Here is a 22,806-nt window from a genome sequence, read left to right as displayed (position 1 = left end):
CCTAGACGGCGACGTCGATGGACATCTTCTGGCCCGCGCGGGCCACCGTCATCTCGCTCATGAATTCACCGAACCGATGCATCATCACCGCCGCGAGGTGCTTCGCCTTGTCCTCGCAGTCGGAGAATGCATAGAAGCCCGGACCCGCGCTGCTCATCCCCGCGTACACCGCGCCCTCGCGTTGCATCGTCTCGTCGAACTCACGCATCACGTCGGTCCGGAAAATGCCTTCGAGCACCTTCATGTTGCTCATGCTGTTGAGTTCCCAGCCGTGCTTCAGAAACGCGAACAGGTCGTTGCGATGCAGTGCCGGCCGCAACTTCTGCTCGATGAAGTTGCGCCACGCGATGCCGTAGCGCTTCTGCCACTCGACAAAATGCGTCGGCACGAAGCCCGCCTCGGTGGTACCGGACATGTCCGCGCCTTCGCCATGGGCGCGCAGCGCTTCGGTCGATAGCGTGTCGTAGTTGCCAACGGCGGTGGTCACCCACAGGTTTTCCGAACTCAGGTTGCCGAGGAAACGGCCGTTGCCGTGCTTCTCGTCGACCCAGACCAGACCGCCGAAGAACAGGCACGCTTCGCCGACGCCGGTCTCCAGTCCGAAATACACGTGCTCGTCATCCTTCGCGGTCTCGACGTAGTTGCGGGTGATCATTTCCCACATGTCGTGCGGCGAAAACGGTGAGCCGAACAACGCGTTCAAGCCGGCGAGCGTCGCGGTATTGAACGAGACATTCGAGCCGAAGCCGCTGTGCTGATGCTGGATGCTGCGCACCCGATCGACGCGGATGTCGTCACGTGCGTAGCCGACGGCTCGCTTGAACAACTCGAGCATGTGCCGCCCGCTCGGCACGTCGCAGCCGCCCTCGCCGTTGGTCGTCTTCGTGACGGTGATCCGGTGTCCGACCGTGCTCGTCGATACGCCGAGTCCGCCGCCGCCGAAGCCGGGCGCCATTTGCATAAAGTCGAATACCGCGAAGTGAAGGCGCCCTGGCACCGAGACCTCGGCACGATCGTAGCTCGGTACCGCGTCGCGCTCCCAGTGCGGCAGCACAGTCAGATTCGCGCCCGGCAGGAACTGCCCCGCTTTCGCCTTCCATGCCTGATTCATTGCTCTACCTCCATCCTCGTGAGTATTCCCAAGCGATACGTTTCGCGACCATCAATGCGCACCACTCACTGTTCGCGCTCCTGGCGCACGGTTCGTGCCAGGCACGCTCTTGCAGCGCGACGTGAGTCCTCGTCAAAAGCAATGACGCAAGCGGGCAGCCAGATTTCAAAGGGCAGCGCGATACATGCGCACGTTTAGATGTTTGGACGTCGGCATGCGTACCGGGCCGGTCTCGAATGTCCCGCAGTCGATCTGCAACCAACAGATGCGCTTCACCTGTTGGCCCGGCACCGACATCCAGCAGGCTGCGACGGGCTCGCTCCGAACGTGCGTCGGCAAATCGCAGACTCCGCTTCAATCGGCGCGATACCCGCGCCGCCTTTTGAGATCTGGGCACTTCGGTCCGTTCTTGCAGGGAATGAGGACGACCTTCGTGCTGCCGACGCACGACTGGCATGAACCCTGCAAAAAGCATCCGCAGTTGGTGGCCGGCCTGCCTCGATTCCTTCTTGCCGTAGCCGAACCCGAATCGCGAGGCACCGGTCGATTGCCACTCGTGACTCGCCCTCTTGATCTTTGCCGGGAGCCGCAGATGACAGCAACCTTGAAGGACGACGCGCTGGCGCGACGCCACATCGATTGGCCGCGCGCGTTGCGGGCGATCAAGGCGTTGAGGGCGAACGTAGACGATATTCAGCATGCCTACGAAGTGATGATCGCGCTCGACGGCGGCCAGATGGAGGCGATGTACCAGCGTTTTCTCGGCGAGCCCGGCGCCGGCGCGCTGCTTGCCGAGCAGCCGTCACTGCTCGGCACGCTCGCGGATTCCGACACGCTGCTGCGCTTGCCGCCGGGATCGTTCGGCCGCGCTTATATGGCGATGATGGAGCACAGCGGCTACAGCGCCGATGGTCTGCTGCAGGCGAGCCGACTTGCCGCGGGCCTCGAAGAAATCCTCCCCGGCCCGGACCGTCAGTGGTTCATCGAGCGCACCGGCTGCATTCATGACCTGCTGCACGTGTTGACGGGCTATGGCCAGGACTGGGCCGGCGAGACCTCGCTTCTCGCATTCGACTGCGGGCTCGAACCGATGCGCGCGCGCATCGTCGGTCTGCTCGGCACCGCGTTGACTGCGCCGTGGTGGCCGAACTTCTGGGTCCATCGTTTTCTGCGGCGCGCGTGGCTGCGTGGCAAGCGCGCGCGCATTCCCCTTTCCTACCGCTGGGAAGAAGCGTTGCAGCGGCCACTTGAAGCCGTCCGCCTGGAGTTGGCGATCGAGCCTGTCGCGCTCGCGCATCCACAGGGCATCCTGGCCGGCGGCCAGACACTGCCGTGGCGCTACGCCGCGTCGAGCAACGCGTGAACGGAAGGGGATCCAGCATGGCCAGCACATCGAAAAATGCGTCGACGCGCAACACCGTATTCGGAGTCGTACGCACGCAGTTACTGCGCGTCTGCCGCGAGCATCAGCGTGACTTCAACACTGAAATTCACCTCGACAGTTCGCTGATCGCCGATCTTGGCCTCGACTCGCTGTCGCTCGTCGAAGCCGTGGTCGCAATCGAGCAGGCGTTTGGCATCGAGCGTCTGCCTCTGGAAGCGTTGAACGAAGAGCGCGCCGAAGCGTATTTCACGGTCGGCTCGCTAGTGGACCTGTGCATCCGGCACGCGGCGGTCCGTATAGACGCCAGTGAGGGGATGCGCACATGAGCCCGCGCCTTTCGCTGGCCACCGCGCATGCGAGACGTGGCCGGCTTGCCGCCGCGGCAGCCGCTTTCGGCAACACGCTCGGCCGCTTGCCTCTGGCGGCCGAGGCGGTGCCGATCGCCGGCGCGTTCGTCTGCTCGCTGCTGCTATACGGACGGATAGCCGGCGTCGCCATTGAACCGGGCTGGCGCTTGCTGGCCGGTCTTGCGTCGTTTTTTTTGCTGTTCGTCCAGCTTCGCCTGATCGACGACCTCGACGACCTCGAACGCGACTATCCCGCCGGGCACGCGCTGTTGGCGCGACGCGCGGCACGACGCACACGCCTCGTCGCCAGCCTCGCGGCAAGCGCGATCCTGCTCGTTGCGCTGAACACCGGCATGGGGCACGCGAGGACGGCCGCCGCTGCCGCCACCGCACTGGCCTTCGCTGCGCCGTTCGTCTTCAAGCGGCTGCTCCCGACCCACCCGCTGCCGTGCCTACCCGTTTTCGAGGGCGCGCCCTTCGCCATCTTCATGTACGGCTTTTTCTTGTGGCGCGACGTTGCTGGGCGCGAACTGAGCTTCTACGTCGTGGTGTGCGTAGCGGGTTCGATGTGGACCGGATACGAATTCTGGAAGTTCTCGCGCAAGGTCGGCACCAACGCACTGCAGCCCTATCTCCTGTCGGCGCGCGCCATTCGGGTCGCGCTGAATGCCCTGCTGATTCTGGCGCTCGGCATCAACGTGTCGCTCTCGCGCCTGGCAAGCCTGTCGCAAACGTATTCGATCTATGCCGCAACGCTGCCGCTCGTGTGGCTCGTCTGGCTCAACGCGAGCTGGCCGGGCCCCGCGAGCAGACCGGGCCGGCCACGCTGGGCTGGCACCCGCTTCATCGTCGCCGTCGAGCTCGGACTGCTGGCCGGGCTTCTCCTCAAATGACACGCAACCCTGGATGGTCACCCACGATGGATAAGCACGTTCTCGTCACCGGTGCGCGAGGTCTGTTGGGCGCCGAAGTGATCGCCCGGCTGACGGCAATGGGGTACCCGGTCGTCGCATTCTTGCGCTCCGATGGACCGGTTGTCCGCAACGACGGCACACCGCTCGCGGCAACACCGTACGGCGGCCACACACCCGCTGCCGGAACCTTCGCATGTGTGCGGGGCGACGTCGCCGAGTCACGGCTTGGGCTCGATCCGCACACCTACGAGGCACTGCGCGCGGCAACGGGCGCGATCGTCCACTGTGCCGCGCTAACCAGCTTCGGGCGCAAGCCCGAGGTCTACGACGCGATCAACTTTCGCGGCACCGAGCGCATCGTCGAGTTCGCGCAAGGTAGCGGCGACGCGCCGATTCCGCTGCTCTACGTGAGCACCGCCTATGTCTGCGGCGAGCGCCCCGGCGTGTTCAGCGAGGACGATCTCGAGCTCGGTCAGCGTCTGGGCAACCCGTATGAGCAGAGCAAGTACCGCGCGGAACAGTCGGTGCGAGCGGCGATGCGCAGCGGTCTGCCGGCCGCGGTGCTGCGCCCGTCGATCATCGTCGGCGACTCGGCGAGCGGCGTGATCCGCAAGTTCGACACGCTGTACACCGTCGTGCGCCTGACGGCCGCGGGACTCGTGCGCACGATGCCGGGCGACTACGGCGCGACGCTGAACATCGTGCCGATCGACTGGGTCGCGGACTGCGTCGTCGAAGCGCTGGCGAAGTTTCCGCTCGTGCGCGGACGCACGCTGCATCTGACCTCGGGCACGCCGACGACGCTGCGCGAAATCAATGACGTCTGCGCGGAGTTTCCCTCGTTTCACGTGCCTCGCTATGTGCCGCGGCATGTCTTCGACGCCGCCGCGATGAAACCGCTCGAGCGGCGTTACTACGACGAGGTCGTGAAACTGTACGAGTCGTACCTGACGCGCCAGGTGCGCTTTGCACGCGACGCGACCGCCGCGATCCTGCCGGCCCTGCCTCGCGCGACGGGCAAAACGCTGCTGCGCAGGATCTTTCGTTACGGGATCGCGGCGGGCTACTTCGTGCCGCGTACGGCTTGACGCTCAGGGAGCCTAACCATGTTGATGACTGATCCGATGCTCTCCGAGCTCTGGCAAAAAGCGCGGGCCGCGCTCGGCGCCCAGTTCGAACAGCGGGCACCGAGCGCCGTGTTTCTCGAAGGCTCGATCGCCGAAGGCTTTGGCAACGAGCGCTCCGACGTCGACTTCGTCGCGATCGTCGATAGCGGGCTGGAGCCAGCCACGATGCCGTACATCCTGTTCATCGACGGCCGGCGCGTCGAGGTCAGGTTGCTGAGTCCGGCGCGGCTGCGCCGCGAACTCGCGCAGGTTCGCGCAGCGCTCGGCAAAGGCCGGCGCGCGGTCGCGCGTCTGTCGTGGAATCTGCTCGAACGGTGCCAGCGCTTTATCGGCGCGCTGCCGATCGACAACCCGGCGTTGATCGAGACGCTGCAAGCGGAGCTTGGCCGCGAGGCGCTCTGCGAGGCGGTGGCGCTGTGGTTCGAGGATTTCGCGCGTCAGACCGGCCGTTATGCGGTGGCGATGTTCGCGCTCGGCGAGCCCGACTACGCACGCGCCTGGATCAGGACCGCCGCGTTTCATGCGGCGAAGAGTCACGTGGCGCGCCTCGGCGAGTGCTACATGAGCCCGAAATGGCTGTCGCTGCAACTCGAACGCGCGGCCGTCGACGCCGGCCGCGTCGGCCGTCTGTGGAGCCTGCTGCACGCGCCGCGCGAGCATGGCGCCGAAAGCGGGTTCCTCGCGGCGGGGGTCGCGCTGATCCGCGAGTTCGGCGTCAACGGTGTGAGCCTCATGGCCGACAACGTGCTGATTGGCCCCGGCAAGGACACGACGACCTGGCAGATCGGCGAACGGCTCCACGTGCTGCGAGGTAGCGACGTTTTTGCGCTCGACGACGAAGCGGCCGAGGCCTGGCGAGCGATCACCTTCGACACGCCATGCACGGCCATCGCCAACCGTGGCGACGCGCAAGCGGCGAGCCGGCAGCGCGCGCTGATCGCGGACTTCAGCCGGCTGGGTCTCGTCAGCCTGCGCTGGAAGGGCAGCGGAGAAATCCACGCACGTCAGCAGGCGACGTCGATGCCGGTGTCGCGCGCGCCGTTGATTTCGATCGACGGCGCGCGCCTCGCGGGCGGCCGCGCGAGCGGTGCCCAGTTGCTGCCGATGCCCGCCGGGCGCTTCGCCGAAGCGGGTCTCGAGATGATCTGGGCCAACATCGGTCTCGAGAACGCGCGAGAGGATGCCCAGGGCGCACTCCAGCGCGGCCAATGGAAGGTGCTCGAGTACGCGCTGCAACGGATGATGCAGACCGCCTGCATGGTCACGCTCGGCGCGCATGGCGTGACGCCGCAGTCGACGATGGAAGAAGCGACGCTCGACGCCATCCGGCTGCTGCCGCTCGATGCGGCGCTGATCGACGGCATCCGCGAACTCGAACAGTGCTCGATCGGATCGGCTCGCGATGCACAGCGTTACGTCGCGCTCGCCGATGAACTCGCGCAGCGTCTGCGCGACCTCGGCGGCGACCCGCAGTTTCCGGCGAGCTTCGATACGGCGTCGGGCTGGCGCGGGACGATCCACGCCGCCTACGACTGGATCAACCTCGGCGCGCATCTGCACGCGCGCTTCCCGCAGACCGCTCACGGCGGGCGCGGTACCGCCGAGGAAGCAAGAGACCTGCTCGCTTCGTCGAGCACCTGAGCAACGGGGACCTCAATGACTTTCGACACCACTACGCGCGCACGCGGCGAATTCGAATCGGCCGAAAGCTGCGCCGCCCCGACAGCATCGCCACGCCTGATCCTGACCGCGGCGAGTCCGGCCGAAACGATCGAGCGGCTCGCCGGCAACAAGGGACGATCGCTCCATCGGCTTGCGAACCTCGGCGTGGCGGTGCCGCACTGGGCGATTCTCGGCACCGACTGCTTCGCGGAGTTCCGCCGCGACGGCGGCCTCGATCAGACCATCGCCACGCTGCTCAGCGACTTCACGCCTGCGAACGCCGCGGCGATCGCGAGCGCGATCCGCGAGGCCGTGCTGACGTGCGACATCAGCGCCGCGTTGCGCGCCGACATCGCACGCGCGCACGACATCATTGGAGACGGACCGCTCGCGGTGCGCTCGTCCGGCATCGAAGAAGACAGCGCCAGCTTCTCGTTCGCAGGCCAGTTCGACACGTTCCTCGACGTCCGCGGTCTCGACTCGACGCTCGAACATGTACGCCGGTGCTGGGCTTCCGCGTATTCCGAGCGCTCGCTGCGCTACCGGCATCAGCACGGACTCGATATCGCCGGCGCCGGTATGGCCGTGATCCTGCAGCGCCTCGTTCAGGCGGACACGAGCGGCGTCGTGTTCACGATCAACCCGGCCAACGGCAACCGCGACGAGCTCGTGCTGAGCGCCGTCTACGGGCTCGGCGAAGGACTCGTGTCGGGCGCGGTCGACGCCGACACGATCACCGTGGATCGCCACACCGGACAGCCCAGGCAGGTGGTGATCGGTGAAAAACACGAGCGTCATGACGGCCGCCACATCCGCGAGGTGCCGGCCGCGCTGCGCGACGCAGCGGCCCTCTCTAACGACGAGATCGAGCGCGTCGTGGCGGCGGCCCGCACGCTCGAAAGCGAGCTCGGCGAGCCGCTCGATATCGAATGGTGTATCGCGGAGCACCAACTGTGGATTCTGCAGGCGCGCCCCGTGACCACGCCGATCGCACCGGCCCCCTCGCGGACCGGCGAATTTCAGCTGTGGGACAACTCCAACATCGTCGAGAACTATCCCGGCGTGACGACGCAACTGACCTTCACCTTCGCGCAGCACGTCTATGCGCAGGTGTTCCGCGAGTTCTGCCGGCTGCTCGCGATTCCGCACAAGCAGCGGCGCGAGATGGATGGCTTCCTTGGCTCGACGCTCGCGTTCCTGAACGGGCGCGTGTACTACAACCTGCTGCACTGGTACAAGCTTTCCGGGCTCGCGCCGTTCCAGAACCTCGGGCGCAAAATGATGGAAGTCCAGATGGGCGTCGACGAGCCGCTCGATCTGGCGAGCTTCGCCGCGCTGATCGCGCCGTACAAGACCGGCTCGCGCGCCGGACTCGCCTGCATCCGGGCCTTGAGCGGCACGAAGTTCGCGTGGCACTTCGCGCGTCTCGTGCGCAACGTCGAGCGCTTCCGCGCGTTTTTCTATCCGGTCTACGACGAGTTCAACGCGCTCGACTATCGCTCGCTTCCCGCCGACGCCGTCTATGCGCACTACTGCCGCTTCGAGCAGGCGCTGCTAGCACGCTGGGGCATGATGATCGTGCTCGAGTCGGCGATCGGTCTCAGTTACGGCGTCGTCCGGCGGCTGATCAAGCGGTGGATGCCCGGTGCGCCCGATTGGCTCGAAGTGGCGGTGATCGGCGGCATGGACGACCTCGAGTCGATCGAGCCGGTCCGCAGGCTGAGCGCGATTGCGCAAGCCGTGCGGGCGAAGCCTCAGGTCGAAGCGCTGATCCGCAACACGCCGTCTGCCGTTGCGTATGCGGCGCTGCGCGGATGCGGCGCGCCCGAGATCGTCGCCGACATCGAGCGCTACCTCGCCGACTTCGCGTACCGCAGCAACAACGAACTGAAGCTCGAAGAGCCCGATCTGCGCGAAGACCCGGCCGTGCTGTTCGATATGTTGAAGGCCGCGCTCGCGCATGGTGCCGCGTCGATCGATCGCAGCGCCACCGAAGCGCGCATTGACGCGTTGTTGCGTGAGCGGCTCAATCCGCTGCAGCGCTGGATTTTTGCACGCGCGCGCGGCCGCGTGCGCGCCGCGATCCGGGCGCGCGAGACCGTGCGCTTTTGCCGTTCGCGCGCGTTCGGGGTCGCGCGCCGGATGTTCCGCGCAATCGGCGAGGGTCTCGCCGCCGACGGCGTGCTGGCGACGGGCCGCGACATCTTCCATCTGCGCCTCGAGGAAATTCGCGGGTGCTTCGAAGGTACCGTCTCCCACCGCGAACTGCGCCCGCTCATCGAGCAGCGCAAGCGCGACGATGCCACCTATCGCGACATGGCTGACCTGCCGCCACGCTTCGTCACGCATGGCCCGGTGGCGGCCTGGCTCAGCAACCCGGCGAACCTCGCCGCGTTGCGCGCGGCGCCTGCCCACGCGGCCGGCGCGACGCTGCGCGGCACGCCCTGCTCGCCGGGCTTCGCCGAAGGACGGGCGAAGGTCGTGTGCGAAGCGAACGAGTTCGACGGCGGCATCCTCGTCACCTATCGGACCGATCCCGGCTGGGTGCCCGTATTCGCGTCGGCGACCGGGCTGCTGATCGAGCGTGGCAGTCCGTTGACCCACGCCGCGATCGTCGCCCGCGAAATCGGCATCCCGACCGTCGTCCAGATTCCGGGCCTCACCACGCGCGTGCAGTCGGGCATGCAGCTCAAGGTCGATGGCCATAGCGGCGTGATCGAACTGCCCGAGCCGACCTGACATGAATTGACCGCCCGTTGACCACTGAAACCGCCCCTGAAGGAAACCGCCATGTACCGCCTGCTCAACGATCGTCGCGACCTGCCGCATCTGCGGCTCTACCTCCAGTGCGCGCTGATATTCATTCCCGCCGCAGCCGTGCTGTTTGGGCTAGGCCGCTTTCCCTGGTGGTCAGGCGTTGCATACGTGCTCGTCTGGAACGCGTTCGGCGACCGTTTCACGATGAGCTACCACTGCACGCTGCATCGGCGGCTCTTCAGGAAGCAGTACCGGGCGCTCGAGATCCTGCTCGACTGGGTGCTGTGTCCGTTCTTCGGTCAGACGCCGGGCACGTTCTATGTCCATCACATGGGCATGCATCACATCGACGACAACCTGCCACGCGACCTGAGCTCCACGATGCGGTTTCAGCGCGATAGCGTCATCGGCTTTCTGCACTACTACCTGCGCTTCGCCGCGCTGGTGCCGCTCGATCTGTCCGTCTATCTGTGGCGCTCGCGTAATACGAAGCTGATCAGGCAACTGCTCGTGGGTGAGGTCGCGTTCTACGCGGCGGTCGCCGCCGCCGCGTACTGGAACCTGCGGGCGACGCTCGTCGTGTTCGTGTTTCCGTTCGTGTTCGTGCGGCTGATGATGATGATCGGCAACTGGGTCCAGCACGCGTTCATCGACCCCGATCAGCCTGACAACCCGTACACGAGCAGCACCAATACGATCGACTCGCGTTTCAATGCGCGCGTCTTCAACGCCGGTTATCACATCTACCACCACGTCCGCAAAGGCACGCACTTCAGCGAGCTCACGAAGGAATTCGCGGCGAACCTCGAGAAGTACGGTCGCGAGGACGCGGTCGTGTTCGATCGCATCGACATCGCGCAGATCTGGCTGCTGCTCGTCACGCGCCAGCACCGCAAGCTCGCCACGCATTTCGTGCGCTTGCCGGGCGCGCCGGTGCGCAGCGACGACGAGGTGATCGCGCTGCTGCGTCGCCGTCTGCAGCCGATCCGCGACTGGACGCCCGCTGCTTCGCTCGATCACTGAATCTCGATTACCTGACCGGGGACCCGTCACCATGAACCAGACGCTAGTCGACGCCGTTGCAGCGCTGCCGCGCGGCGACGCTCGAGGCCTTCGCTTTGTCTCCACGCACGGCGACGAGCACTACTATCCTTACGAGGCGCTCGAACGCGAGGCGCGCAACCACGCGAAAAAGCTCGTGGCACTGGGGCTGAACAAGGGCGAGCGCGTCGCGCTCGTGATCCTCGACCCGGAAGCGTTCATCCTGAGCTTCCTCGGCGCCTCGTTCGCCGGTCTCGTCCCGGTACCGATATTTCCGCGCGGAAGCCTGAACTTCAGGACCCGCACACGTTACGCCGAAACCGTCAGTCACATCGTGCGCTCGGCAGGCGCCCGGATGCTGCTCACGTCGAACTCGACAAGAGAGACCATCGAGGACGTGCTCGCCGTCGACACCGGTCTCGAACGTATCGTGACCATTGAAGCGCTGCTCGACGGCGAGCCGCCCGCGTGCGATTTGCCCACGCTGCATCCCGATGACCTGTGCTTCCTGCAATACACGTCGGGCAGCACGTCGCTGCCGAAAGGCGTGATGGTCACGCATCGCAATCTGGTCGCGAATGCGACAGCGTTCCTCGGACCCCGCGGCATCGATCTGCGGGAGCAGGACGTCTATGTCAGCTGGCTGCCGCTGCACCACGACATGGGGCTCATCAGCGTGCTCGGCGCGCTGATCTGCGACTTGCCGTGCGTGCTGCTGGCAACCGAAGCGTTCGTGCGCCGGCCCGGCCTCTGGATGGAGGCGATCACGAAATACCGCGGCACCATCAGCTTCGCGCCGAACTTCGCGTACGCGCTCGCCGCTCGCCGTAGCCGCGACCAGGACCTCGAAGGCCTCGATCTGCGGCGGCTGCGCGTCGCCGGCTGCGGTGCCGAGCCGATCAACGCGCAAGCGCTGCGCCAGTTCTGCGCGCGCTTCGAGCCGGCCGGTTTTCGTGCCGAAGCGCTGCTGCCGTGCTACGGGATGGCCGAAGCAACACTCGCGATCACGTTTCACGACCACGGCCAGCCACTCGTCACCGACGTCGTCTATGCGGCCGCGCTGGGGCTTGGTCGGGCGATACCGGCTGCGCGTGATAACGGCTTACGCACGATCGAACTGGTCGGCTGCGGCCATTGCTTTCCCGGCCACGAGTTGCGGATCGTCGACGAATCCGGGCGAGCGTTGCCCGAACGCTGCGTCGGCGAAATCGTCACGCGCGGGCCCAGCATCACCGTGGGCTATTACGGCCAGGCCGACGCGAGCGCCGACGCGTACCGCGACGGCTGGCTGCAGACCGGCGATCTCGGCTACCTCGCCGGCGACCAGCTCTATATCTGCGGCCGCAGCAAGGACCTGATCGTCATTCACGGCTCGAACCTCTATCCGCAGGACATCGAATGGGCGGTGGCCGAGTTGCCGAGCGTGCAAAGCCGCGGCGTCATCGCGTTCAGCGTGATGCGCGACGGCGACGAGACACTGGTCGTCTGTGCCGAGGGCAAGCCGGCGGAGGCCACGGCGCTGCGGCGTGCGATCGCGCAGAAGGTCGCCGAATGCGCGGGCCTGCAGGTCGGTCACGTTGCGATCGTGCAGGCGGGCAGCTTGCCGCGGACCTCGAGCGGCAAGGTACAGCGCCGCCGGACCAAGGCACAGTTCGAAGCCGGCGAGCTGGAGGAACACTCGTGAGCATGCGCTGGCGCGAGATCATGCTGACGCTGTCGGGCGCGCTCACGCTCGCCGCCTGTCACGCGAAAGAAGCCGAGGTGACGCTGCCGCGCCCGGTCATCGCCGTGGTCGTGCATCGGGACAGCAAGCCCGTGCTCGCGACGCTGCCGGGCGAAGTCAACGCACGCTATGCGACGCCGCTGTCGTTTCGCATCGCGGGCAAGCTGATCGAGCGGAAGGTGCGGCTCGGCGATACGGTCACGGCCGGCCAGGCGATCGCGCGGCTCGATGCCGACGACGCGCAGCGCAGCCTCGCGAGCGCGCAGGCCCAATTGATGGCGGCGCAGCATCGGCTCACCTTCGCCGAGCAGCAACTCGATCGCGACCGGGCGCAGGCGCAGGAACAGCTGATCTCGACAGCGCAGCTCGAGCAGACCCAGGATGCGTATGTGGCGGCCGCCGCGCAGCGCGATCAGGCGCTACAACAGTTCGCGCTGCTGACGAATCAGACGCAGTACACGGTCCTCACGGCGGACCATGCCGGCGTCATCACCGCGGAAGACGCCGATACCGGGCAGAACGTCGCGGCGGGACAAGCGGTCTACCATCTCGCCTGGTCCGGCGAGGTCGATATTCTCTGCGACGTACCCGAGAGTCTGCTGAACGCGCTGGCGATCGGCAGCGCGGCCAGCGTCTCGCTGCCGGCCGCTACGGGCAGACGCTTCACGGCACACGTGCGGGAGCTGTCGCCGGCCGCGGACCCCGGCAGCCGCACCTATCGCGCGAAACTGACGCTCGATGCGCCAGGCCCCGAGGTCCGCCTCGGCATGACGGCCACCGTCACGTTCGCCGCGGCCGGCGAGGCGCAAACGGACGACCCGATCACGCTGCCCGCGAGCGCGCTCTTTCACGACGGCAACGCGCCGGCCGTCTGGGTCGTTCGGCCGGGCGACCAGGCGCTGGAACTGCGCCGGGTCCAGGTCGGCCGCTACGACGACCGCACGATCTCGGTCGCGCGAGGCCTCAACGACGGCGAGCGCGTCGTGCTGCAAGGGGTGCATACCGTCAGCGCCGGCGAAACCGTGCGCGCGGTAGCGCCGTTGCATCCCGAGGACTTCGCATCATGAGAGCGCCGTTCGGTCAGGGGCCCGACGGAGCGGGCGGACCCGGCGGACCCGGTGGAGCGGGCGGACCGCGGCGGCCGGCAGCGGACGATACCGGCCGCTTCAATCTGTCCGCGTGGGCGATCCGTAACCAGGCGCTGGTCATCTTCGCCGTCGTGCTCGCGACGCTGTTCGGTGTGCTCGCCTATTCCCGGCTCGGACAATCCGAGGACCCGCCGTTCACGTTCCGCGCGATGGTGATCCGGACCTTCTGGCCCGGCGCGACCGCACGCCAGGTCGAGGAACAGGTGACCGACCGGATCGGCCGCAAGCTGCAGGAAACGCCTCATCTCGACTATCTGCGCAGCTACTCGCGTCCCGGCGAATCGCTGATCGTCTTCACGATGAAAGACTCCGCGCCGGTGAACGAAGTGCGCGAGACGTGGTACCAGGTACGCAAGAAAATGGCCGACATCGCGGATACGCTTCCGCCCGGCGTGCGGGGGCCGTACTTCGACGACGAGTTCGGCGACGTCTACACGAACATCTATACGCTCGCCGGCGACGGGTTCTCGCCGGCGCAATTGCACGACTATGCCGACGAACTGCGCGGCGTGCTGCTGCGCGTGCCCGGGGTCGCGAAAGTCGATTATTTCGGCGACCCCGACGAGCACATCACGATCGAGATTCCCAACGCGCAATTGACGCGGCTCAGTATCACGCCGCAACAGCTCGCGCGGGCGATCAACGCGCAAAACGCGGTCACGCCGAGCGGCACGCTGACCACCGCGTTCGACCGCGTGTACGTGCGTCCGAGCGGCCAGTTCACCGACCTGAAGGCGATGGCCGACACGCTGATCGACATCAATCACCGCCTGGTTCGTCTCGGTGACATTGCCACGATCAGGCGCGGCTACGACGATCCGCCGGTCTCGCAGGTTCGTACCGGCGGCCGCGCGGTGCTCGCCATCGGCATCACGATGCAGGCTGGCGGCGATGTGATTCAGCTCGGCAAGCGGCTCGATGCGCAGACAGCGGAATTGCGTGCGCGTCTGCCCGCGGGGCTCGAACTCGTCGAGGTGTCGAGCATGCCGCACGCGGTCTCGCATTCGGTCAACGGTTTTCTGCGGGCCGCCGCCGAAGCGATCGTGATCGTGCTGGCCGTGAGCCTCATCTCACTGGGCTGGCGCGCCGGCGTGGTGGTGGCGATCTCGATCCCGGTCGTGCTCGCGGTCACCGCGCTATGCATGAACGGCTTCGACATCGGCCTGCACAAGATCTCGCTCGGCACGCTGGTCCTGGCGCTGGGCCTGCTCGTCGACGATGCGATCATCGCGGTCGAGATGATGGCCGTGAAGCTCGAGCAGGGCTGGGGCCGCGCGAGGGCCGCGGCGTTCGCCTACAGCAGTACCGCATTTCCGATGCTGACGGGAACCCTCGTCACGGTGGCGGGATTCCTGCCGATCGCGCTGGCGAAATCGGCCACCGGCGAATACACGCGCTCGATCTTTCAGGTGTCCGCGATTGCGCTGATCGCTTCGTGGTTCGCGGCGGTCATGCTGATTCCGTTGCTCGGCTATCACCTGCTACCCGAACGCAAGGACACGACCGCACGCGAGACGCCTCGGCGCGCGCTTCGCAAGCTCCGCCGGCGCGACGACGCGCAGACGCGCCGGACCCCGGTGGCGGCGCCGCGCGCCAGCCGCTTTCATGACCGCCTGCGCGACTGCATCGCGTGGTGCGTGAAGCGGCGCCTCGTCGTGCTCGGCGTCACGGCCGCCTTGTTCGTTGCCGCGTTGGCCGGCTTCGCGCTCGTGCCGCAACAGTTCTTCCCGAGCTCCGAGCGGCCCGAACTGCTCGTCGACATGCGGCTGCCCGAAGGCGCGTCGTTCGAAGCGACGCTGCGCGAAGCCGCGCGCCTCGAAAAGACGCTGGCCGGCCGGCCCGAGATCGATCATCTGGTCGACTTCGTCGGCGCGGGCGCACCGCGCTTCTACCTGCCGCTCGACGTGCAGTTGCCCCAGCCCAACTTCGCGCAGCTCGTGATCACCGCGAAGTCCGTCGACGACCGCGCAAAGCTCGAACGCTGGCTCGCGAGCACGCTGCAAAACAGCTTTCCCGCCGTGCGCGCGCGCGTTTCGCCGCTCCAGACGGGCCCCTCGGTCGGCTATCCGGTGCAGTTTCGCGTCAGCGGAAGCGACCTCGCCACCGTGCGGGAGATCGCGGAAAAGGTCGCGGCGACGATGAAAGCCGATGCCCGCACAACGGGCGTCCATTTCGACTGGGACGAACCCGGCGAACGCTCGGTGCGCTTCGAGATCGACCAGCAGAAGGCGCGCGAGCTCGGCGTCACGTCGGAAGACGTGGCGAGCTTCCTCGCCATGACGCTGTCGGGCTATACGTTCACGCAGTACCGGGTCCGCGACCGCTCGATCAGTGTCGATCTGCGCGCGCCCCAGCGCGAGCGGGTCGATCCCGACGAGATCGTGAACCTCGCGATGCCGACGCCGAACGGCCCGGTGCCGCTCGGCGCGCTCGCCCACCTCAACAACGAGCTCGAATACGCGGTGATCTGGGACCGCGACCGTCAACCGACGATCACGGTCCAGGCCGACGTGCGCGGCAACGCGTTGGATATCGACGTGACCCAGGCGATCGATCGGACGCTCGCGCCGCTACGCGCGTCGCTGCCGATCGGCTACCGGATCGAGACCGGCGGCGCCGGCGAGATCAGCGGCAAGGCGCAGGCGTCGGTGATCGCGCAGCTTCCGCTGATGCTCGTCGTGGTGCTGACGCTGCTGATGATTCAACTGCGCAGCTTCGCGCGCGTGCTGATGGTCATGCTCACCGCGCCGCTCGGGCTCATCGGCGTGGTCGCCGCACTGCTGCTGTTCGGCAAGCCGTTCGGCTTCGTGGCGATGCTCGGCGTCATTGCGATGTCCGGCATCATCATGCGCAACTCGGTGATTCTGGTCGATCAGATCGAACGCAATATCGCCGCGGGCCAGGGGCGCTTCGATGCGATCGTCGGTGCCACGGTCCGGCGCTTCCGCCCGATCATGCTGACCGCCGCGGCAGCCGTGCTCGCGCTGATCCCGCTGCTGCAATCGGCCTTCTTCGGACCGATGGCGACCGCACTGATGGGCGGCATCACGGGCGCCACGGTGTTGACGCTGTTCTTCGTTCCCGCGCTGTACGCGACCGCGTTCAAGGTGCGGCACTTCGAACGCGGTGTGCGAACCGCGACCCCGCCAATCGAATATACGTGGAGCTGATCGTGGGCACAGACTGCAACCCCGTCGACGGGCCGGCGCTCGCGAGCGCGCCGCATTTCGCCGGCGCGCCGGGTCGAGCGCGGGCAGCGGCGATCCATGGTTGGCGCGCGGCGTTCGGCGCGGCCGCGACGATCGCGCTTGGCGCATGCTCGTTCGGTCCGAACGGCGAGCCGCCCGCGATGCCCTCTCCCGCCCATTACGGCGTCGAGCCTCAGCCCGCGCAAACGGTCGCCGCGCTCGGTGTCGCGCAGCACTTCACCACCGGCGCGCAACCTGTGCCGCACTGGTGGCGGCTGTTCGAATCGACAGCGTTGAATGAGCTCGTCGAAGAAGGTCTGCGCAACAGCCCGACGCTCGCTGCCGCCGACAGGCACCTGGCCGCCGCACACGAACAACTACGGGCGCAGATCGGCGCCTCGCTGCTGCCGTCGGTCGATCTGGTCGGGCAGGCCTCGCGCGGGCGCGATCTCGGCATTCCGGTCCCCGGCGGCCCGAACACGCTGCTTTACAACGAGTTCATCGGCGTAGTCCAGGCGCAATATACGTTCGACCTGTTCGGCGCGGCGCGTAAAGCCAACGCGGCCCGATCAGCGCGTGTCGAGATCGACGCGTATCAACGCGAAGCCGCGCGCCGCGCACTGGCCACCAACATCGTCACGGCGACGATCGCGGCGGCGATGTTGCGCGCCGAGATCGACGCGACCGAGCGATTGATCGCGCTTGCGAGCGATCAGGCTCACGATACCGAACGGCATTACGAACTCGGATCGCTGACGCGCGGCGACGTGTCGACTGCCCGGCAAAGCATCGCCGCGCTCGAGGTCAGCGTGGCCGATCTGCGGCAACGGCTGACGGTGACGAGACATGCGCTTGCGGTGCTGCTCGGCCGCACGCCCGACGCGGCGCCGCCCGAGCCCGAGCTGGCGAGCCTGCACTTGCCGCAGGACCTGCCCGTCGTGCTGCCATCGGACCTGTTGCGCGCGCGGCCCGATATCGCGGCCGCCGAGTCGGCGCTGAAGGCCGCCGCAGACGACGTCGGCGTCGCGACGGCACAGCTGTTTCCGAGCCTGAAGCTGAACGCCTCGATGGGACAAGGCGGCTTCAACTGGCCGCTCGCGCTGTCGGGCGCAGGCGCGATCTGGAGCATCGCCGCGACGATGTCGCAAGCGCTTTTTCATGGCGGCGCGCTCGTCGCACAGCGGCGCGCGGCAATCGACACCTACGAGGCCGCCGTGTTCGAGTACAAGCAGACCGTGCTGGCGGCGTTCGAAAACGTCGCGGACACGCTTGCGTCGCTCGAACACGACGCGCAGGCGCTCGACGCCGCGAGCGGCGCTGCCCGTGAGGCACGCGAGGCGTTCGACGATGCCACGTCGCGTCACCGGCTCGGCGCGCTGCCCGCTGCATCCGCCCGCGGCGGCGAGCAGCAGTACGAAGCAGCGAGGCTCGAAGAAATCCGCCTGATCGGCCGGCGCCTGGCCGATACGGCGACGCTGTTTCAGGCGATGGGCGAGCTGCCGGCGGGCAGCAGCCAGACACCTGACCAGCTGGCCGGCAAGTGATCGGCCCGCCGCTGCCGACGGCGCCCGCTTGCGTTCAGCCGGCGCGTCCCCGCGGAACGCCCACAAGGTAAGTCAGACCGATCGGCGAGCCCTGCACCGGCAGTGTGCCGATGTCCCATTCGAAGCTCTGCTGGTCCGGGATACTCGCCACCATCTCACGCAATTCGTCGGGGTTGTAGATGCGCAGCATCGACACGATGCCGTCGAACAGACACAGCAGCGGGATAGCCGGCAGCGCATAGGTGAGCGCTAGTCGCGACCAGCGAAACGGTCGGATCAGCGGAGTCAGCGCGAGCATCATCAGCGGCATCGCCAGGATCAACACGATACCGAGCAGCCGGTGATCGGCACCCTCGACGATGACGATCGCGCGACGCTTCGTCACCGCGTCGGCGAGGATCGCCCGCGCATCGTCCGGCCGAAAATGGTGGAAAGCGTTGAACATCGTGCGCACACCGTCGAATCCCGATGGCACGTCCATCGCGTCCACCGGTTCGCTCACATAGGTGACGCGGCCGGCTGCCCCGGCGGATACGCGCTCGTACGCGGCGCGATTGGGATAGAAGTCGGTCAGCTGCACCGTCACGCGTCCGGACTGCGCGAGCAACGGTACAAGCGTCTGCCACGGGCCGCCGCCGCCCGAACACAGATCGACGATCCGGTCGTTGCCGACCCGCCGCATCGCTTCGCGCAGCTTGCCCGCGATGACGTTGAAGCCCTTGAGGGTATTGGCCAGGAAATGCAGCCAGTCCGTCCCGCCGTCACGGATCGCCCGTGGGCACCACGGCTGGTCTTCGATTTCGAGCAGATGCAGGCGTCGCATGATCACGCGGGCAACCGAGGTAACTGAAAACCGGCGGATTTCATAACGTGCCCTGGCAGTTGCAACCGGGTAGACAGAGAAGGCCTGCACGCTAAACACCACGCCTGTCAGCCTTGGCGAGCGGGAACTTACTACCGAAGTTAAACGAGTCAACGCGTGGGCTTCTTAACGACGTCAGTCGACTATACGCTGAGCCGCGCCGACGACGTTAGCGGTTCGCATCCTGCATAATGACCACGCATGAGGATTTACCCGCATCATCCGCCGAACGGCGGCCGGGAGACGAGCGATGCAAAACGACAGACCGCCGCCGCGGCGGGTGACATATGAGAAAGGGATCCGGATCGGCGGCCCCGGCTGGTTCGGCCGGTTGCTGGCCGTCGCCCTGAGCGCGATCCTGTTCGTGGTGGCCGCGATGCTGTCGATCGTGCTGTTCGCCGTGCTGTTCGCGGTCGGCACGATCGTGGTCGGGTATCTGTGGTGGAAGATGCGCGCGTTGCGCCGGCAGACGGTCGCGTATGGCGACGACGCCCGCACCATCGACATGGAGGTCGTCCACAAGGACCCGCCCGACGACGATTCCGCGCCACGCTGAGGATCGGCTACGCGCGTGCCTCAAGCCGCAAGGGCCGCTTCGACCGCGCTTACGTAATTGCGAAAGCCGGCCTGCTGCAGCGCCTCTCGCAGCCGCAGCAGTTCATGTCGCGTGGCTTCGCTGAGCGGCGCCTGAAGCGCGAGTGCAAGCGCACGGCCGCGCGCCGCGAAAAGCTCGGACCACGGCAACGGTTCGCGCTGTGTATAGGCCTCGAGTGCGTCCACGTAGTGCAGCATGCCAGCAGGATCGCCCGCCCCCAGCATCGCTTCGACGGCGTCGCGATAAAACCACAGGTGATTGTGGCCGACCGCGCCGAGGCGCAACAGCGCCTCGCCTTCAGCCAGTAGCCGCGTACGCTCGCCGTTATCGTCAACCGCGCGGCTCAGTGCGCTCAAGGCCTTTGGCCCGGAAAACTGAGTCCCTACCTCGCGTGAGATGGCGAGTGCTTCGCGCAGCGCCTTCACCGCTTCACTACGGCATCCTTCGTCCAGTAACAGGCGACCCTGCATCTCCAGATTCTGCGCTTCGAAGCGGCGCGCACCCAATTGCCGGATCACACGCATTTCCTGCACCAGATGCTTGCTGGCCGCCTGCGCATCGCCCAGTTCCTGGCAGGCGAACACCCCCAGCGTCTCCCCCAGCAATTGCGCGCGAGGCTGCCCGATCAACTCGGCGGCGCGGGCGGCGGCGCTTGCGTCCTCGCGAGCCTGACTTGCGTCGTTCAGGTAAATGCGGCTGAAGCCCTGCATCGACAGATTGGCAACCTCGATGCGGCCGAACCCGTGTTCGCGGCTCATCGCGACGCATTCGCTGAAATGATGGAACGCGGTCCGCATGCGCCCCTGCGCATACGCCGCATCCGCCAGGCCGCCGAGCGCGCGAGCCTCTGCCTCGGGCAGACCGAGACGCCGCGCGTAGCCAAGACCGCGCTCATGCTCGGCGCTGCAGGCCTCGATCTTGCCGAGCGGAAAGAGAATGTTGCCGCGCAGATAGTGGAGGCTTGCAAGCTCCGCCAGCCGGTTGTCTCGCTCCGCGATCTTTTGCGCTTGCGCGAGTAAGCCGAGTGCTTCGTCGAGACCCTCGCTGACACGCAGACCTTCCGCGAGCCCGAGCTGGCAGTCGCATCGGGCGGCGTCGTCGTCGGCGGCGGCGAGTGCGGTGCGGTACGTCACGATCGATCCTGCGATGTCGCCCAGGTCGCGCTGAAGTTCGCCCTTGCAGCAGCTCAGTGCATGGCGGTCTGCCTCCGACTGCGCGATTTCGATGCCGCGCTCGGCCAGCCGCAGTGCCGCTTCGAAACGATGGGCGGCACGCTGTGCGGCTGCAGCGCCCAGGTAGGCGTGCGGCGCGCGCTCGTCTTCGGCGCGGTCGAGGTGCTGGGCGTACAGCGTGACATCGCTCTGTGCGAACCATTCGGCCGCGCGCAGATGAAGTTCACGGCGGCGCGCGCGCAACAACGTCGAGTAGGCGCTCTCCTGGATCAATGCGTGGGCGAACAGGAAGTCCTCGCCTTCCGGCAGCACGAGTGCATTGACGAGCAGGCCGTCGCAGACGTAGCCAGGATCGTCCACCAGCTCTCGCAGCAGCGCGAGGTCGAAACGCTGACCGATCACGGCGGCCGCCTGGAACGCCAGGCGGTCACGGGGCGCGAGCCGGTCCATCCGCGCGAGCACGAGACTGCGGATCGACGCGGGCACGTTGCCGCCGCTGCCTTCTTCAGCGTTGCGCAGCAGTTGTTCGAGAAACAACGGATTGCCGCCCGCGCGCTCGATGCAGGTGAGCGCGACGCGCTGGGTCGCATCGATGAAATTGCCCGCCAGACTCAGGGCCTCGTCCTTGCGAAGCGGTCCGAGATCGATCGTCGCGAACGGGGTGTCGCGGCAACGTGCGCGCCAGCCTGCGTCGATCGGATCGCCTTCCACGCGCGAAGTCGTGACCAGCAGGCCCGTGCCGTTGGCAATGCCTGACGCGAACGCCGACAGGTAGCCGATGACTTCGGCATCGGCCCAATGCAGGTCTTCGACGACGATGAGCGTCGCCGCATGGGCGCAAGCGTCCTCGGTCAGCCTCACGGCGAGCGCCTGCTTGCCGCGCTTGCGCGCGCCGTGGTCCATGGCCTCGTAGATGGTTTGCCATTCGGCGGCCTGCGGGAGATCGAGGAAGTCGTGCAGAAACACGATCTGCTCGGCCTTGACGATACCTTGGGTCGCGACCTGCGCGGCGGCGGCCTGCCGCGCTTCACTCGATGCACCGGCCGGTAAGCCGAGCAGGCTTCCAATGATGGTTCGCACCGGATCCTGGCCCTTGCCGACGCCGAAATCGAGCACGAGGCTCCGATGGAGCGTGAAGCCCTGTGTCTGCGCATGGCGGCGCATCTCGTCGACGAGCCGCGTCTTGCCGATCCCGGCTTCGCCCCGCACATGAACGACATGCCCTGCTCGCCTTGCCATGCACGCATGAAGGATGCCGTGAAACTGTTCGAGCTCGGCTTCGCGTCCGACGAAGCGGCTGCGGCTCGTCCTGACGGGCTCGCTGCCAAGCGCGACGAGCCGCCATGCCCGCACCGGCGTGTCGATGCCCTTGAAGCGCCGCTCGCCGATTGCTTCGCAACTGGCGGCGTCGCCGAGCGTGCGCGCTGCGTCGTCGGATATCCAGGTTTCGCCGGCGGCCGCGGCTGCCACGAGCCGAGCGGCCAGGTTCACCGGATCGCCATGCACGGTGTAGTCCTGCGCGTCGGCGCGGCCCAGCGCGCCCGCGATGACCTCGCCGCTCGCAATGCCGATGTGCGCCTGCAACGGCCGCCCGGTCTGCGCGGCCAGCCGCGCCAGGCCGTCGTGAATGTCGAGAGCGGCACGGGCGGCGCGCAGCGTGTCCGTCTCGTGCGAGCGGGGCGCGCCGAACAGCGCCATCACCGCGTCGCCGATGTGCTTGTCGATCGTGCCGCCATAGGCGAGCACGATCCCGTCGACCAGCGCCGTGTAGCGTCCGATCAGCGCGCGCAAGTCTTCGGGATCGAGCGAGCGCGACAGCATCGTGTAGCCGCAGAGATCGGCGAACAGAATCGTGACCTGCCTGCGCTCGTCCGCGGGCACCTCGTTGTCGGCGGATGTCTGAGACGGTAGCGGCGCGGCCGCCGTTAGGGCGCCTGCCGCCGCGGCCAGAATGCGCTTACGGTGGCCGAGCGACTGTACCCCCAGCTCTTTCAGGTCCACGTCGGTCAGCTGCCCGAGCAGCGACATGTCGATGTCGTTTGCCGCGAACGCGTGGGCGTACTGCTCGAGCCCGAGGTCCCGCAGCCATTTCTCGATATCCATGTTCGTCGCCCCGCCTCCGATGCGTGGCCCCGCGGGCAAAAGCTCAGACGAATCGCGCGCGTGCCGGCCGCCGGTGTGAACGGCTCCGGAGCTGCATGGCCTTTGCGTGGAGTTCGCCAGGTACGGAG

General features: G+C 67.0%; 15 protein-coding genes. 12 read left to right on the top strand and 3 right to left on the bottom strand.

The window, feature by feature from the left end; genetic code table 11:
* Position 1: 1 nt before the first annotated feature.
* Entirely contained in the window at positions 2 to 1,111 is a 1,110-nt protein-coding gene (locus OKW30_RS04090) for a hypothetical protein (protein WP_184073184.1), read from the bottom strand.
* Positions 1,112 to 1,703: 592 nt separating this feature from the next.
* Between OKW30_RS04090 and OKW30_RS04085 the strand changes: the two genes are divergently transcribed.
* The 11 genes from OKW30_RS04085 to OKW30_RS04035 are packed head-to-tail and all read left to right on the top strand — an operon-like array spanning position 1,704 to position 17,946.
* Positions 1,704 to 2,474 (top strand): Coq4 family protein, encoded by a 771-nt coding sequence (locus tag OKW30_RS04085; protein WP_187629297.1) that lies wholly within the window; start codon positions 1,704 to 1,706, stop codon positions 2,472 to 2,474.
* Positions 2,475 to 2,491: 17 nt separating this feature from the next.
* Positions 2,492 to 2,821 carry an acyl carrier protein gene (locus OKW30_RS04080; protein WP_429346049.1) on the top strand — a complete coding sequence of 110 codons (330 nt, stop codon included), beginning with the start codon at positions 2,492 to 2,494 and terminating at the stop codon, positions 2,819 to 2,821.
* The gene (locus tag OKW30_RS04075) at positions 2,818 to 3,735 is read left to right on the top strand and encodes a hypothetical protein (RefSeq protein WP_429346048.1); all 918 of its coding nucleotides are present in this window, start codon (positions 2,818 to 2,820) and stop codon (positions 3,733 to 3,735) included. The genes OKW30_RS04080 and OKW30_RS04075 overlap by 4 nt, the downstream gene beginning before the upstream one ends.
* A 26-nt stretch (positions 3,736 to 3,761) precedes the next feature.
* Positions 3,762 to 4,844: an SDR family oxidoreductase gene (locus OKW30_RS04070; RefSeq protein WP_429346047.1), complete on the top strand. Its 1,083-nt coding sequence runs from the start codon at positions 3,762 to 3,764 to the stop codon at positions 4,842 to 4,844.
* 18 nt (positions 4,845 to 4,862) lie between these two features.
* The gene (locus OKW30_RS04065; protein WP_429346046.1) at positions 4,863 to 6,524 is read left to right on the top strand and encodes a nucleotidyltransferase domain-containing protein; all 1,662 of its coding nucleotides are present in this window, start codon (positions 4,863 to 4,865) and stop codon (positions 6,522 to 6,524) included.
* A gap of 15 nt (positions 6,525 to 6,539) precedes the next feature.
* Positions 6,540 to 9,284, top strand: coding sequence for a phosphoenolpyruvate synthase (locus tag OKW30_RS04060; protein WP_429346045.1), 2,745 nt, complete (start codon positions 6,540 to 6,542; stop codon positions 9,282 to 9,284).
* 51 nt (positions 9,285 to 9,335) lie between these two features.
* On the top strand, positions 9,336 to 10,325 hold the full coding sequence (locus OKW30_RS04055) for a fatty acid desaturase (protein ID WP_184073170.1): 990 nt from the start codon (positions 9,336 to 9,338) through the stop codon (positions 10,323 to 10,325).
* Positions 10,326 to 10,356: 31 nt separating this feature from the next.
* The gene (locus tag OKW30_RS04050) at positions 10,357 to 12,027 is read left to right on the top strand and encodes a fatty acyl-AMP ligase (protein ID WP_429346044.1); all 1,671 of its coding nucleotides are present in this window, start codon (positions 10,357 to 10,359) and stop codon (positions 12,025 to 12,027) included.
* 2 nt (positions 12,028 to 12,029) lie between these two features.
* Complete coding sequence (locus OKW30_RS04045; RefSeq protein ID WP_429346103.1) at positions 12,030 to 13,133, top strand: efflux RND transporter periplasmic adaptor subunit; 1,104 nt, start codon at positions 12,030 to 12,032, stop codon at positions 13,131 to 13,133.
* Entirely contained in the window at positions 13,130 to 16,384 is a 3,255-nt protein-coding gene (locus OKW30_RS04040; RefSeq protein WP_429346043.1) for an efflux RND transporter permease subunit, read from the top strand. Before OKW30_RS04045 ends, OKW30_RS04040 begins: the two co-directional genes overlap by 4 nt.
* Before the next feature lie 2 nt (positions 16,385 to 16,386).
* Positions 16,387 to 17,946 carry an efflux transporter outer membrane subunit gene (locus OKW30_RS04035; RefSeq protein WP_429346042.1) on the top strand — a complete coding sequence of 520 codons (1,560 nt, stop codon included), beginning with the start codon at positions 16,387 to 16,389 and terminating at the stop codon, positions 17,944 to 17,946.
* A 34-nt stretch (positions 17,947 to 17,980) separates the two neighbouring features.
* Here OKW30_RS04035 and OKW30_RS04030 read toward each other — a convergent pair whose 3' ends face one another.
* Complete coding sequence (locus tag OKW30_RS04030) at positions 17,981 to 18,769, bottom strand: class I SAM-dependent methyltransferase (RefSeq protein WP_429346041.1); 789 nt, start codon at positions 18,767 to 18,769, stop codon at positions 17,981 to 17,983.
* 289 nt (positions 18,770 to 19,058) lie between these two features.
* Here OKW30_RS04030 and OKW30_RS04025 point away from each other — a divergent pair, with 289 nt between their 5' ends.
* Entirely contained in the window at positions 19,059 to 19,364 is a 306-nt protein-coding gene (locus tag OKW30_RS04025) for a hypothetical protein (protein ID WP_184011883.1), read from the top strand.
* A gap of 20 nt (positions 19,365 to 19,384) precedes the next feature.
* Here the strand turns inward: OKW30_RS04025 and OKW30_RS04020 are convergent, their stop codons facing one another.
* Complete coding sequence (locus tag OKW30_RS04020; RefSeq protein WP_429346040.1) at positions 19,385 to 22,678, bottom strand: adenylate/guanylate cyclase domain-containing protein; 3,294 nt, start codon at positions 22,676 to 22,678, stop codon at positions 19,385 to 19,387.
* Between the last annotated feature and the right edge of the window lie 128 nt (positions 22,679 to 22,806).

This window comes from Paraburkholderia sp. Clong3 (genome assembly GCF_050436485.1).
GTDB classification, from domain to species: domain Bacteria; phylum Pseudomonadota; class Gammaproteobacteria; order Burkholderiales; family Burkholderiaceae; genus Paraburkholderia; species Paraburkholderia tuberum.
Note: the sequence above shows the minus strand (reverse complement) of the source record. Positions and strands in the feature narration are given on the sequence as shown.

What these genes read in the sequence shown, in the direction of transcription:
- OKW30_RS04030 (WP_429346041.1), bottom strand. Translation starts at nt 18,769, where the DNA reads ATGCGACGCCTGCATCTGCTCGAAATCGAAGACCAGCCGTGGTGCCCA.
- OKW30_RS04055 (WP_184073170.1), top strand. Translation starts at nt 9,336, where the DNA reads ATGTACCGCCTGCTCAACGATCGTCGCGACCTGCCGCATCTGCGGCTC.
- OKW30_RS04070 (WP_429346047.1), top strand. Translation starts at nt 3,762, where the DNA reads ATGGATAAGCACGTTCTCGTCACCGGTGCGCGAGGTCTGTTGGGCGCC.
- OKW30_RS04025 (WP_184011883.1), top strand. Translation starts at nt 19,059, where the DNA reads ATGCAAAACGACAGACCGCCGCCGCGGCGGGTGACATATGAGAAAGGG.
- OKW30_RS04090 (WP_184073184.1), bottom strand. Translation starts at nt 1,111, where the DNA reads ATGAATCAGGCATGGAAGGCGAAAGCGGGGCAGTTCCTGCCGGGCGCG.
- OKW30_RS04065 (WP_429346046.1), top strand. Translation starts at nt 4,863, where the DNA reads ATGTTGATGACTGATCCGATGCTCTCCGAGCTCTGGCAAAAAGCGCGG.
- OKW30_RS04050 (WP_429346044.1), top strand. Translation starts at nt 10,357, where the DNA reads ATGAACCAGACGCTAGTCGACGCCGTTGCAGCGCTGCCGCGCGGCGAC.
- OKW30_RS04020 (WP_429346040.1), bottom strand. Translation starts at nt 22,678, where the DNA reads ATGGATATCGAGAAATGGCTGCGGGACCTCGGGCTCGAGCAGTACGCC.
- OKW30_RS04080 (WP_429346049.1), top strand. Translation starts at nt 2,492, where the DNA reads ATGGCCAGCACATCGAAAAATGCGTCGACGCGCAACACCGTATTCGGA.
- OKW30_RS04085 (WP_187629297.1), top strand. Translation starts at nt 1,704, where the DNA reads ATGACAGCAACCTTGAAGGACGACGCGCTGGCGCGACGCCACATCGAT.
- OKW30_RS04075 (WP_429346048.1), top strand. Translation starts at nt 2,818, where the DNA reads ATGAGCCCGCGCCTTTCGCTGGCCACCGCGCATGCGAGACGTGGCCGG.
- OKW30_RS04060 (WP_429346045.1), top strand. Translation starts at nt 6,540, where the DNA reads ATGACTTTCGACACCACTACGCGCGCACGCGGCGAATTCGAATCGGCC.
- OKW30_RS04045 (WP_429346103.1), top strand. Translation starts at nt 12,030, where the DNA reads ATGCGCTGGCGCGAGATCATGCTGACGCTGTCGGGCGCGCTCACGCTC.
- OKW30_RS04040 (WP_429346043.1), top strand. Translation starts at nt 13,130, where the DNA reads ATGAGAGCGCCGTTCGGTCAGGGGCCCGACGGAGCGGGCGGACCCGGC.